The organism is Enterococcus sp. UD-01, assembly GCF_044909655.1.
In the GTDB taxonomy this organism is placed as follows: Bacteria; Bacillota; Bacilli; order Lactobacillales; family Enterococcaceae; genus Enterococcus_L.
In genome coordinates this window covers 44,734-57,441 of the sequence record NZ_JBIYEU010000006.1, presented here as the reverse complement: position 1 = coordinate 57,441, position 12,708 = coordinate 44,734, and the positions used below count along the sequence as shown (strand labels likewise).

At 38.5% G+C, this 12,708-nt stretch carries 13 protein-coding genes; all 13 read left to right on the top strand.

Translation table 11 applies throughout. From position 1 onward, the window contains the following. Positions 1-103: 103 nt before the first annotated feature. The 13 genes from ABH902_RS07140 (at position 104) to ahpC (ending at position 12,605) form a co-directional block, all read left to right on the top strand. On the top strand, positions 104-253 hold the full coding sequence (locus ABH902_RS07140) for a teichoic acid D-Ala incorporation-associated protein DltX (RefSeq protein WP_404589917.1): 150 nt from the start codon (positions 104-106) through the stop codon (positions 251-253). 14 nt (positions 254-267) lie between these two features. Then, positions 268-1,785 carry a D-alanine--poly(phosphoribitol) ligase subunit DltA gene (gene dltA, locus ABH902_RS07135; protein WP_404589915.1) on the top strand — a complete coding sequence of 506 codons (1,518 nt, stop codon included), beginning with the start codon at positions 268-270 and terminating at the stop codon, positions 1,783-1,785. Continuing rightward, entirely contained in the window at positions 1,782-2,987 is a 1,206-nt protein-coding gene (gene dltB / locus ABH902_RS07130) for a D-alanyl-lipoteichoic acid biosynthesis protein DltB (RefSeq protein ID WP_404589914.1), read from the top strand. The genes dltA and dltB overlap by 4 nt, the downstream gene beginning before the upstream one ends. Before the next feature lie 38 nt (positions 2,988-3,025). Next, the gene (dltC, locus tag ABH902_RS07125; protein WP_404589912.1) at positions 3,026-3,262 is read left to right on the top strand and encodes a D-alanine--poly(phosphoribitol) ligase subunit DltC; all 237 of its coding nucleotides are present in this window, start codon (positions 3,026-3,028) and stop codon (positions 3,260-3,262) included. Further along, complete coding sequence (gene dltD, locus ABH902_RS07120) at positions 3,262-4,530, top strand: D-alanyl-lipoteichoic acid biosynthesis protein DltD (protein WP_404589910.1); 1,269 nt, start codon at positions 3,262-3,264, stop codon at positions 4,528-4,530. The genes dltC and dltD overlap by 1 nt, the downstream gene beginning before the upstream one ends. Before the next feature lie 167 nt (positions 4,531-4,697). Continuing rightward, entirely contained in the window at positions 4,698-5,759 is a 1,062-nt protein-coding gene (locus ABH902_RS07115) for a M42 family metallopeptidase (protein ID WP_404590073.1), read from the top strand. 17 nt (positions 5,760-5,776) lie between these two features. Further along, positions 5,777-6,568, top strand: a complete 792-nt coding sequence (locus ABH902_RS07110) for a DUF975 family protein (protein WP_404589909.1) — start codon at positions 5,777-5,779, stop codon at positions 6,566-6,568. Between the two features lie 168 nt (positions 6,569-6,736). Next, the gene (locus tag ABH902_RS07105) at positions 6,737-7,477 is read left to right on the top strand and encodes an MBL fold metallo-hydrolase (protein ID WP_404589907.1); all 741 of its coding nucleotides are present in this window, start codon (positions 6,737-6,739) and stop codon (positions 7,475-7,477) included. 14 nt (positions 7,478-7,491) lie between these two features. Next, positions 7,492-8,496: a lipoate--protein ligase gene (locus tag ABH902_RS07100; protein ID WP_404589905.1), complete on the top strand. Its 1,005-nt coding sequence runs from the start codon at positions 7,492-7,494 to the stop codon at positions 8,494-8,496. Between the two features lie 111 nt (positions 8,497-8,607). Beyond that, positions 8,608-9,276, top strand: coding sequence for an O-methyltransferase (locus ABH902_RS07095; RefSeq protein ID WP_404589903.1), 669 nt, complete (start codon positions 8,608-8,610; stop codon positions 9,274-9,276). 148 nt (positions 9,277-9,424) lie between these two features. After that, entirely contained in the window at positions 9,425-10,723 is a 1,299-nt protein-coding gene (locus tag ABH902_RS07090) for a trypsin-like peptidase domain-containing protein (protein WP_404590072.1), read from the top strand. Positions 10,724-10,833: 110 nt separating this feature from the next. Continuing rightward, entirely contained in the window at positions 10,834-11,655 is an 822-nt protein-coding gene (locus tag ABH902_RS07085) for an alpha/beta hydrolase (RefSeq protein WP_404589902.1), read from the top strand. Positions 11,656-12,041: 386 nt separating this feature from the next. Then, positions 12,042-12,605 (top strand): alkyl hydroperoxide reductase subunit C, encoded by a 564-nt coding sequence (ahpC, locus tag ABH902_RS07080; RefSeq protein ID WP_404589900.1) that lies wholly within the window; start codon positions 12,042-12,044, stop codon positions 12,603-12,605. Positions 12,606-12,708: the final 103 nt, after the last annotated feature.

Sequence of the window (12,708 nt, the reverse complement as noted above, 5' to 3'; positions counted from 1 at the left end):
AGTAGAAAAAGCGGCTTTGTTCGGAAATTAAATATCTTTTTTGTTGCTTTTTGATTACAATGACATATAGAGAAAGTGCAGAAGCAATTGGGAGGAATCAAAAGTGAAAGATTTTTTTAAGCAGCCCAATGTTTTATATTGGACCAAATTCATCGGCAAGACAGTTTTTTATTTTGCTGTTTTGTTAATGTTGATTTATTTATATCATTATAAAAATATTGAAGGTGGAACTTTTATTTATAATGAATTTTAGAAAGGAAGATCTTGATGACGATGTTTACTATTACAGAAGCAATTGATCGTTGGGGCATACAAGACCCGGATCGTCCCGTTTATATTGAAAAGGAACAGACCGCAACCTATGGACAGCTGAAAAAAGAGTCGGATTTGATTGCAGCCTATTTACAAGAGAACAGTCAGCCGCAACGCCCGGTGGTTGTTTATGGTGAATTGGAATTTGCAATGCTACCTTGCTTTTTAGGGGCTACTAAAGCGGGGCATGCTTATATTCCAATAGATGCTCATACACCAAAGGAACGAATTGAAATGATTTTATCGGTTGCTGATCCGGAAATAATATTGGCTGTCGGGGATTGGCCGGCGATTGAAAGCTCTGCACAGGTTGTTTCAATAAAAGCGTTGCTTCAAGGCGGCTCTACAGCTTTCAAAGCAGCAGTTGATTTAAAGCCAGTCACAGGTGATCAGACCTATTATATTATTTTCACTTCGGGTACGACTGGCATACCTAAAGGCGTTCAGATCAGTCACGACAATCTTTTGAGCTTTGTCAATTGGGAGCTGCGTGATTTAGGCATTACAGAGGGGATGCGTTTCTTATCTCAGGCGCCATATTCTTTTGATTTATCTGTTATGGATCTGTATCCGGCGTTAGTATCCGGTGGCTCTTTAACCCCAATGACGAAAGAGGTCATCAATAATTTTAAAGAATTATTTTGTGTATTGCCTTCTTTAGAAATTGAAGTTTGGGTGTCAACGCCGTCCTTTATGGAAATTTGTCTAATGGAGCCGACCTTCGATGGAGAACATGTCCACAGTCTTAAAACATTTTTATTTTGCGGCGAGGAGCTGCCGCATGCTACAGCAGCAAAATTATTGGAACGTTTTCCTAAGGCGCGTATTTTTAATACGTATGGTCCGACAGAAGCAACAGTGGCTGTCTCAGCCGTGGAAATTACTCATGAGCTTTTAAAACAGTACAGCCGAGTGCCTATTGGCTATGTGAAAGAAGATACGACTGTTTATATTCTGTCAGAAGACAGGGAAGTACCCACAGGCGAAGTTGGCGAAATTGTGATTGCCGGTCCAAGTGTATCGAAGGGCTATTTAAATAATCCGGAAAAAACTGCTCAAGCTTTCTTTGTCTATCAGGGAGAACCTGCTTATCGGACAGGAGATGCTGGTAGATTTCATGATGAGTTGTTAATCTACGATGGCCGTATTGATTTTCAAGTTAAACTGCATGGCTATCGAATTGAGCTGGAGGATATCGATCATCATTTAGCCAAAGTTTCCTATGTGAAGCAAGCCGCGGTGGTTCCAAAATATCATCAGCATAAAGTGCAGCAGCTGGTCGCTTTTGTCGTGGCCGCTGAAAATGATTTTGAAAAAGAATTCAAATTAACAAAAGCGATAAAAGAAGAATTAAGTCAGCTGGTCATGGATTACATGATCCCGCAGAAATTTATTTATGTGGAACAGCTTCCGTTAACAGCGAACGGTAAAATTGACCGCAAAGGCTTGATGAATGAGGTAAATGCAACATGACTAATTTTCCCTATATGATTCCTTATGCGAATCCGATTTATTTTCTTTATCTGTTGATCGGGCTGGCGCCAATGATTGCAACATTACTGCTGAAAGGGAAGCGCTGGGGCTGGTATCAGGTTTTAATCACGCTCTTTTTCCTTTACATGAGCTTTGGTGGTGCGGATTGGAAACAAGGAGTAGCGCTGATTGTTTATGTGATTTGGCAAACGGTTTTGGTCTGGCTTTATTTTCACTATCGTCAAAAGCAAAATACCAGCTGGGTCTTTTATCTTTCCGTTTTTTTAGCAATTATGCCATTATTTTTAGTAAAGGTTACCCCGTTTTTTGCCGGACATTCCTCGTTTTTCGGGTTTCTGGGCATTTCCTATTTAACCTTTAAGTCTGTTCAAATGATTATGGAAACACGCGATGGTTTAATCAAAGAATATAATATTTTTCGCTATGTGCAGTTTCTGCTCTTTTTCCCGACGATTTCATCAGGTCCTATTGACCGTTATCGTCGTTTTGAAAAAGATTTAGAACAGCCACCGGCGCCAGAGCAGTATATTGATTTGCTGGCAAAAGGAATTCATCATTTCTTTCTGGGCTTTTTGTATAAGTTCATTATCGGCTATTATTTTGGTCAGGTGCTGCTGCCGCCTGCCGGAAAGTTTGCATTAAAAACGGGCGGTCTTTCCTGGGAACTGGTTGCTTATATGTATATTTACAGTATGTATCTGTTCTTTGATTTTGCCGGCTATAGTTTGTTTGCTGTAGGAACCAGTTATTTGATGGGCTACGACACACCGGTTAACTTTAATAAACCATTTTTAAGCTGGAACATTAAAGAATTCTGGAATCGTTGGCATATGACGCTTTCGTTTTGGTTTAGAGATTATGTGTATATGCGTTTAATGTTTACCTTGATTAAAAAGAAAGTCTTTAAAAGCCGGATTGTCGCTTCAAATGTAGGTTATTTCGCTCTGTTTTTATTGATGGGTGTTTGGCACGGCCTAACATGGTATTACTTAGTTTATGGCTTGTATCATGCGGCCTTGATTTGTTTAACGGATGCTTGGCTTAGATTTAAGAAAAAACATAAGGCGCAAATACCTTCCAACAAATTTACGCATGCATTTGCCGTCTTTTTGACGTTTAATGCCGTGTGTATCAGCTTTCTAATTTTTTCAGGATTTTTAGATCAATTATTTTTTAAATAGAACATAACAGTTCAATCTGTTCAAAGGAGAAAACAATCATGAATGTAGAAGAAACCGTATTAGCTATTTTAGAAGAAATTACTGGAACTGACGAAGTAAAGGAAAATAGAGAGATTGATTTATTTGAAGAGGGGCTGATGGATTCATTAGCAACGGTCCAATTACTAGTGGAATTAGAAGGCCAGCTGGGCGCGCAAGTCCCCGTTTCCGAGTTCGATCGTGAATTATGGAATACACCAAATAAAATTATTGAACAAGTGAAAGCTTTTCAATAATGAGCGTGAAGAAAAAACTGTTTGGGATTTTTGGACCAATCCTATTTTCAGTAATATTGCTGGTGTTGTTTTTCTTCGCGCCGTTTAAAATTGATTTAGATAGTCCAAAAGTGTTGGAAGATGCATCTACTTCAATGGCCAGTAATGTTTTACGTGGCAATGCGATCAAAAACAAAGCGATGGCATCAAAGAAATACGTACCATTTTTTGGCTCCTCTGAATTGAGTCGAATCAGTGCCTTTCATCCATCTGCTTTAGCTGAAAAATATGACCGGAATTACCGTCCATTTTTATTAGGCGCTCCGGGAACGCAATCTTTAACACAGGCAATGATGATGCAATCAATGGGAGATAATCTTTCTAAGAAAAAAGTCGTATTTATTCTTTCACCGCAATGGTTTGTTAAAAATGGTGTGACAGAGGATTACTTTAATGCGTATTTTTCTGATTTGCAAACTTATCAGTGGATTGATAGGCTGGAAACTGTGTCGCGCAGTGATCAATATTTAGCGCAGCGTTTGTTGGATTTTTCAAAAGTGAAGAAGGATCAACGCTTAACAAATGCATTGAAAAGGATTCAAGAGGGCCAGTTGCCAAGTTCATCTGATCGCGGTTATCTTCATTTGATGTTGAATATGTATTCAAGAGAAGATGAGCTTTTTGGTAAAATTGGCATGATCAGCAAAGAAAAAGCGGTGAAAAAAGCGGTAAAACGTTTGCCGGCTGTTTATAATGATCAAAAGCTGGATCAGCTGGCGATAGAAATTGGCGAAAGGGCAACGAATAATAATCCTTTTGAACTAGCTAATAAATTTTATACGAAGCGCGTTAAAAATCATATAAACGAATTGGAAAATTCTCAAGTTCAGTGGGACTATCGTTCATCTCCGGAATTTTCCGATTTACAGCTGGTTTTAAATCAGCTAGCGCAGGATCAGGCGGAAGTTCTGTTTATCATTCCGCCAGTGAATAAACGTTGGACGGACTTTACAGGACTTTCACAAGAGATGCTGCAGGGCTTTGCTAAAAAAGTACGCTATCAACTGGAAAGTCAAGGCTTCACAAATATCGCTGATTTTTCAAAAGAATGCGATACCCGTTATTTTATGGCCGATACGATTCACTTGGGCTGGCGTGGCTGGCTGGCTGCCGACCAAAAGATTCAACCGTTTCTGGAAGGAAAGTACCAAAAGCCTGCGTATCAGCTAAATAGTGATTTTTATTCAAAAGATTGGCAATCTAAAGATCCAGCACAAATAATGGAATAATGGAAAAAGGAGTAGCGAAGGGAACCGATCCCTTTGTTCTTCTTTTTTTATTATCTTTAAATAAAGCGAACTATACATTTTCTTATTTTAATTTTCTTAAGAATGGTATAATAAAATAGAATTGATTTTGAAGGGAGCAACAGAATTTGGAACAACAAGAAGAGAAAATGTTGATCGAGCTGACCAATGCCAAAGGCGTGCCCGGCAACGAAGAGGAAGTACGGAATGTTTTTAAAAAGTATGCCGCGCCTTTTGCAGACAAAATAATGTATGACGGCTTAGGCAGTATTATTGCCAAACGAGTCGGCGACAAAGAAGGACCAAAAATCTTTTTCTCCGGTCACTTGGATGAAGTGGGCTTTATGGTCACTCAAATCACTGAAAAGGGCTTTATTAAATTTCAAACACTCGGCGGCTGGTGGGGACAAGTTATGCTGGCTCAGCAAGTTCAAATTAAAACAAGCCAAGGCAAACTTATTCATGGTGTCATTGGTTCAAAACCGCCCCATGTACTGACGCAGGAAGCCCGAAAGCAGCCCTATGATGTAGCAGAGATGTTTATTGATATCGGTGCTGCCAGCGATCAGGAAGCAGCTGATTGGGGCATTAAGCCGGGAGATATGATTACACCTTATATTGAATATCGCCGCATGAATGATACGAAGTTTTTACTAGCTAAAGCTTGGGATAATCGAATTGGTACGGCTGTATCATTAAAAGTATTGGAAAATTTAGCCAAAGCGGGACATCCGAATATTTTATTTGCCGGCAGTGATGTACAGGAAGAAGTTGGTCTGCGTGGAGCGCAAACAAGTACGCATTTGGTTGATCCAGAAATTGCCTTTGCCTTAGACACCGGCACGGCAGGGGATACACCGGGAATGACCCCTAAAGAAGCGGATTCTGAGCTAGGTAAAGGGCCGCAGATTTTAATTTTTGATGCCTCTATGATTCCGCATAAAAAATTGCGTGATTTTGTTATACAAGTAGCTGAAGAAAATAATATTCCGTTCCAATATACGGTAATTACAGGCGGCGGTACGGATGCCGGCAGAATGCATTTAGCCAAAGATGGTATTCCTTCATTAGCAATCACTGTGCCTGTGCGTTATCTGCACTCGCATACTTCTATTATTCACGAGGATGATTACTTGAATACAGTGAAGCTGGTCACGGAAGTCGTGAAGCGTTTAGACAAAGAAACCGTAGCTAAAATTAAAAGCTATTAAGCAAGGAGGGAGCTCATATGAAAAGTCAAATTACAAATGCAATGCATCGTGAACAAGCACGAATTGCTTTGAAGGATCAATGGGGAACGATGGCTTGGATTACCTTTCTAGCCGTATTTTTACAAATTGTTATTAACGGAATCGTGGGCGGTTTTGCCAATCTTCCGGCTAATAGTAGCGGTAATAATTTTATTGCATTTTTATTAAATAATTTTATTTTTTTCGCAATCACTTATGGGACCTATTACTGTGCTTTACAGGTTTTAAGAGGTCATAGAGTAAAAGTCGGCATGTTGACGAGTATGTTTCAAGGAAAATTTTATTTGCCAATGCTGATCATTAATTTTATTCAGTATTTAATTAATTTTGTTTTCAATTTGATTTTGCTGTTGCCGGTTTTACTGTCATATGGATCAGTTTTATATTTTGGTCTGATGTTTAATACGGTGTCTGTTTCACAGCTCCAAAGAGAATTGGTGGGCGATTTAAGTTTTGCGTTATTAATACTTCTTTTTGCTCTATTAATGCTTTTACTCAGTATTTTTATTAGCGGCATTTTCCAATTTGCTGTTTGGACAAAAATTGATGATCCGGAACTAACAGTGACGAACGCATTAAAATATGCCCTATTTTTAATGAAGGGTCGCTTCGGACAATATGTTTTACTGCAGCTTTCTTTTATCGGCTGGTATATTATCGGCGGCTTGGCTTTTGCTATTGGGTTACTATGGGTGTTTCCTTATCGTGACGTAGCCATTGCCAGCTTCTATGATACAGCGCGTGAGGAAAAAGGGGCTCCAGCGGTTTAATCTAACAGGAATCAAAAAGACAAGTGTTGGGCGATTAGGCGATCGTTTAACACTTGTTTTTTTGCAGTAAAAAGAACCTGGAAATAATAGAAATTTCAGCATCATTTAGCATTAATTTTCTGTTTTATGTTACCATTAAGAAGACGAAAATCAAGGAGGTCGATACAATTGAAACTAACAGTTTTAGGTTGCTTGGGCGCATATCCCTATAAGGGACAGGGAACAAGCTCATATTTACTGGAATCAGACGGCTTCAAGCTATTGTTGGATGCAGGCAGTACCACGTTAGTGAATTTGGAAGAGCAGCTTGATCCGCTGACACTAGATGCTGTAATTTTATCTCATTATCATCATGACCATATTGCTGATCTGGGCGTTTTGCAATATTACCGGCAATTATATCCTACCTTAGAACCGACGCCTGTTTTGCCAATTTACGGACATACGGATGATCCCATTCATTTTGAAGAATTAAATCTAGCGGGCGTATCTGAGGCGCGACCTTATTTTGAAGCGGAAGAATTAAAAATCGGTCCTTTTCTAATTACCTTTATGAAAACGATTCATCCTGTGCCTTGCTATGCTATGCGTTTCGTAGAAGCGGCAACGGGAAAAGTTTTTGTCTTCACGGGCGATTCCGGCTATTTAGAAAGCTTCGTAGATTTTGCGAAAGATGCAGATGTTTTTTTAGCAGATACGTATTTATTTGAAGGAAATGAACGCCATCATGCTCATTTTACTGCAAAGGAATCTGGTGAAATTGCTAAAGCAGCCAACGTTAAAAAGCTAGTATTGACTCATTTGCCGCAGCACGGATCATTAGCTGAATTAAAACAGCAGGCGGAAAATGCTGCAGACAATCAACTGCCGGTGCTATTAGCTGAAAAAAATCTGGTTATAACTATTTGAGGAGTGTGGAAAAAGTGATTTTTGTACCGAATGAAATAAACGATCCAAGAATAAATTTAGCAATTGAAACATTTTTATTAAAAGAGAAGCCATTGGATGAACCGATTTTACTTTTTTACATTAATGATCCGTCCATTATTATTGGCCGCAATCAAAATACAATTGAAGAAATTAATAAAGACTATGTAGAAGAACACGGCATTCATGTTGTTCGACGCTTAAGTGGAGGCGGAGCTGTTTACCATGATCATGGGAACTTGAACTTTAGTTTTATTATGCCGGATGACGGCAACTCATTCCGTGATTTTGCCAAAGTGACTCAGCCAATTATTCAGGCATTGCATGATTTAGGCGTTGCCGGTGCAGAATTAAAGGGACGTAATGATTTAGTGATTAATGATATGAAATTTTCGGGAAATGCGATGTATGCTACAGAAGGCAGAATGTTTGCTCATGGGACATTAATGTTTGACAGCGACATTGATGAAGTTGTGAATGCTTTAAAAGTTCGGAAAGACAAAATTGCTTCGAAGGGAATCAAGTCTGTTCGTTCAAGAGTAACCAACATCAAACCGTTTTTACCAGCCGACAAGCAGTCGATGACGACAGAAGAATTCAGACAGGATATTCTATTGAAAATTTTTGGCGTGGATACGGTTGACCAAATCAAAACCTATGAGCTGACGGACGAAGATTGGCAAAAGATTAATCAAATTGCAGATGAATACTATCGTAACTGGGATTGGAATTACGGTAAATCTCCAGCATTCAATCTAGAGCGTCGTCATCGCTTCCCAATCGGCAGCATTGATGCCCAAATGAATGTCGAAAACGGAGAAATTAAAGAAATAAAAATCTTCGGCGATTTCTTTGGCTTAGGTGAAATAAAAGATGTTGAAGACCTTTTGACTGGTGTCAAATATGAAAAAGCGGCGATTGAAGCAGCGGTTGATCAAATTGATGTGAAAAAGTATTTTGGAAATATTGAAAAAGCTGAGCTTGTTGACTTGCTTTATTAAAAATAAAACCTAGAAGTGCAGAACAATAGCGGTATAGTTATTGTTTTGCACTCCTCTTTGACATCATATCCGTTCATTCGTATAATAAAGAAGCGAAAAGGAGCGAAGACTATGCGAAACGAAATGATGCATCGACCAGTCGTAAAAAAAGAGCTAGTCGATTTTATGCGTAATAAACAAAAGAAAATTGCCGGAGAACTTGGTGTGATTGAAGAAGAAGCACACCAAGAAGGAGTACCGATTATCCCTCATGAAACAGTTGTCTTTCTGCAGTTTTTCTTAGGCCAGCTGAAGCCTAAAAATATTTTAGAAATCGGAGCGGCGATTGGTTTTTCTTCCAGTTTAATGGCGCAATGTATGGCAGAGGACGGTCACGTTACGACCATTGATCGCTTCGACGTCATGATTAGAAGAGCCAAAGCGACTTATGAGCGTTTAGGCTTAACGGATAAAGTAACGCTGCTTGAAGGACAGGCGGCTGAACTACTACCGACCTTGACTGGACCCTATGATTTTATTTTTATGGACAGTGCCAAATCAAAGTATATTGAGTTCTTACCGGAATGCTTACGTCTTTTGAAAGTAGGCGGCGTCTTGATGGTAGATGATGTTTTTCAAGCAGGAACTATTTTAGACCCAATCGAAGAAATTCCCCGTAACCAGCGAACGATTCATCGAAAATTGAATCAATTTCTAGATACAGTGATGACGCATCCGGATTTAACTTCCACCTTATTGCCTTTAGGCGATGGAGTGATTATGATTACAAAAGATAGATAAAAAAAACAATTCAAGTTAAAATGATCCTATTTTAATTTGATTTGTTTTTTTTTCAAAAAAATAAAATAAATTTTTTATCTTATGATACAATTATATTTATAGCTTTTTTTGTTATGGTGTTCAAAAATGAAGGGAGAAATTTAGATTGATGAAAAAGTGGAAATTAGTAGTAGCAGGATGTATGTTAGTAATAGGATTTAATACACAACAGGCATTTGCTGATGAAAATTTGAACAGTGTGCATTGGGATGGGCAGACTGAACGTTTTGAAGATTCGGTTGAAGAAGGTGTACTTACTGAATTGGACGGTTTTGATGGTGATGGCATTTTGGCAGAGGAAGTTGTTCCAGAATTTCCGGAAACAATTTTAGAAAGCCAAAAGATTCAACCGCGTAAGATTATTGGAGCGGATCAACGTTTACAGGTAACAGATACAACGAAGGATCCTTATAGAAAAGTTGTTTTGCTAATGATTAAATTTCCGGGGGGATATGGTCGAGGAACTGGAGTCATGATCTCAGCAGATACCGTTTTAACCGCCGGACATAACATTTACCACCCGCAGTATGGCGGTTTTGCACAGGAAATAACGGCTTATCCAGCTTACAATAAAAATATCGCGCCATATGGTTATAGCGTAGCTAAAGATGCTATAACTACTAGCGGCTGGACGACTACAAATCAGACCCAATATGATTTAGGGGCCATTAAGTTAAGTAATCCACTGGGAAATAAAACGGGATGGTTTGGTTTAACTAGCAATTTTACAAATCCGATTACTTTAACAGGCTTTCATGGGGATCATGATTATACAATGGCGACTCAAACAGGTAATGCAACGAACGTATCAACAGACCTTCTTTATTATCAATTAGACACTACTGGCGGAGCAAGCGGGTCTGGCGTTTATAATAATTCGAATCAGATTGTCGGTATTCATACAAGTGCAGCAACTTATGAAAACACTAACTGGGCTACACGAATTAATTCATCAAAACTGGCATTAGTTAAATCATGGATTAGCGCAAAATCATTTAAAACTCCTGTAGTCAACTATCGTAGTCATTCACAGGATTATGGCTGGATGGGATGGAAGAAAAATGGCACTGTTGCCGGAGTAACGGGACGAAAGAAACGGATGGAAGCCATTCAAATTAATCTAAAAGATTATCCAGGTGGCATTAAATATCAAACGCATGTTCAAAATAAGGGCTGGATGCCATGGAAAACAAACGGTGCTACAGCGGGTACGACAGGGAAAAAACTCCGAGTCGAAGCAATCAAGATTTCTTTAACAGGAGATGTCAGTAAAGATTATCATATTGAATATCGTGCACATGTCCAAAATAAGGGCTGGCTGCCATGGGTTAGAGATGGAAAAGTTGCCGGCACCTCTGGAAAAAAACTGCGAATGGAAGCTATTCAAATTCGTCTAGTTAAAAAATAATTTAAAAATAACGAGGCTTGAACAAGACTGTTTTTTAGTTTTGTCCAAGCTTTTTATTTAATGTTCATTTAAGTTTCACAACGTAAGCTCTTTTTAAAGGAGCGAGTTTGATGAAACGAATGAAAGTAGAGATTTTACAGATACTGTTGACAGTTGCTATAAGTATTATAGGCCTTTTTCTTTTTCAAAAGAGTTTGACTGTTTTTGCTGTAAAAACAAATGAAACAGAGCCTATAAGTATTCAGCAGCCGACTATTTTTGTTCCGGGAACAAATGGGACAGCGGAACGTTTCAACGGTTTGTTTAAACAATTGACTGACGAGCAAACAGATATTCTCAAGTTAACTGTGCAGACAGACGGCACGATTTCAGTGAAGGGCCAACTGACTAGTATCAGCGAGCATCCCTTAATCGTAGTTGCCTTTGCAGACAGCAGTGATGAGACCTTACCGCTTCAGGGAAGCTGGTTTCAACTGGCGTTAAATTATTTACAGAAATATTACCTTTTTGATTCCTATAATTACGTCGGTCATTCCAATGGTGGGCTAGTGATTACTTCCTATCTTGAAAATTTCCGGCAAAGTCAAGATCCAGCATTGAACAAATTGGTTACCATAGCTACTCCATTTAATGATACCTCGCAAAAATACAATACGCTGAAAACAACGTTTACCAAAGTGAAAAAAGAGAGCCTTTTACTTAAAGAAAACCTTCAAAACAAAGCAAATATTCCGTCGACGATTCAGGTGCTAGCTATAGCTGGTGAAAACGATAGCACAGTTCCGATTATGAGTGCCTTTTCCAGTCGATTTATCTATCAAAAACAAACAGCAGCGTATCAAGAACTATTAATACAAGGAAAAGAAACAAGCCATAGTGAATTAGTTGAAAACGAACAAGTCATTCAAGCAATTCGGGAAAATTTGTGGTAAATATCTTCAAAAACCGATTGATAAATATAGAAAATAGTAAGAAACCAAGCTCTTTTGAGATAACAAGTTTATCAAAAAGGAGCTTGGTTTATTTATTTTCACTTCCTGTCTTATTTATCAAAAGCTGTTTTAAGCATAATTGTTAACGTTATTGAGAATGAAGGGATGATTTTCTCAATAAGAATGGGAAAAAAAGAAAATTAATTTAACTAAATTATAATTATTCTATTGACAGATCTATTTTAAATTGGTACGCTAAAAAGGTAGAAAAACCATTCGCTTTTTGAGCTGTTTTAGTATAAAAAAACAATTCAAGCAATAAATTTAGTTGCACTTATTCTCAAAATAAGATAGCTCAATGAAGCAAAAATCAGGAGGGACTAGGAATGAACTTAATTAACACAAAACTTTTAGACTTTGAATGCGATGCGTATCAAGATGGAGATTTTATCAAGGTATCTACAGCAGATGTTTTAGGCAAATGGAGTATTTTCTTCTTCTACCCAGCTGACTTTTCATTTGTTTGTCCGACAGAGCTCGGCGACATGCAGGATCATTACGATCACTTAAAAGAGTTAAATTGCGAAGTATATTCAGTTTCTGAAGACAGCCACTTTGTTCATAAAGCTTGGGCAGATGCAACAGATACTATCGGCAAAATTAAATACCCAATGTTGGCAGATCCAAATGGACAGTTAGCTCGTTTCTTCGGTGTTTTAAATGAAGAGCTAGGTCAAGCATACCGTGGTACGTTTATTGTCAGCCCTGAAGGCGAAATCAAGTCTTATGAAATCAATGATATGGGTATCGGTCGTAACGCTGAAGAGCTTGTTCGTAAACTAGAAGCTTCTCAATTTGTAGCAGAGCACGGCGATAAGGTTTGTCCGGCAAACTGGAAACCAGGCGAAGAAACAATTGCACCAAGCTTGGATTTAGTTGGTAAAATTTAAACTTAAAACAAACTATTAACGAAGATGTCGGGACAGACAAAATTATTTCTGTTCTGTCATTCATTCCAGAGTCAGAGTGAGAGAGGTTGAGCCTAACTTTTGA